The 512-nt window shown below is 61.3% G+C and carries 1 protein-coding gene; it reads right to left on the reverse strand.

Annotated features, from left to right (window positions below; translation table 11 throughout):
* The coding region (locus OMK64_RS21625; protein WP_524536928.1) for an acyl-CoA dehydrogenase at positions 1-493 on the reverse strand (493 nt) is incomplete at its 3' end.
* Between the last annotated feature and the right edge of the window lie 19 nt (positions 494-512).

Raw genomic sequence — 512 nt, forward strand, 5'->3', positions numbered from 1 at the left:
TCTGTGAAATCGGGCCGTTGGCGGTGGGTTGGTCGAAGGCCTGGTGAGCGGGGATCACCGCGCTGAGGGGCACGGTTCCGCCATCGAGGGTCACGCCGCCGCTGGCGGTGGTGCGTTGACCGAAGCCGTCCCAGCTGTCGATCACACTCAGGCCTTGGGCATCGCGCTCGACAAAGGCGATGAACGCCTGGTCTTTTTCGTTATTGCCGACGGTGGGCACGATATGGGCGAACAACGCGCCGGTGCAGTAGAACTTCTCGCCGTTGATTTGCGCGCTGTCGCCGTAGAAGCGGATCTGGGTGTCGAAGGTGCCGGCGTTCTTGCTCTTGGCTTCGGAGAAGGCATTGCCGAAGCGATAGCCTTGGAGGACTTTGCCGAAGTAATACTGCTTTTGTGCCTCCGTGGCCGTCTGCAGCAGAATGTCGACGACACCGAGGTGGTTCTGCGGAATCTGCCCAAGGGACGGGTCGGCGGCGGAGATCAGTTTGATCACCTCGGCCACTGTCACATAC

Source organism: Cellulomonas fimi (assembly GCF_028527925.1).
GTDB lineage: Bacteria > Actinomycetota > Actinomycetes > Actinomycetales > Cellulomonadaceae > Cellulomonas > Cellulomonas fimi_C.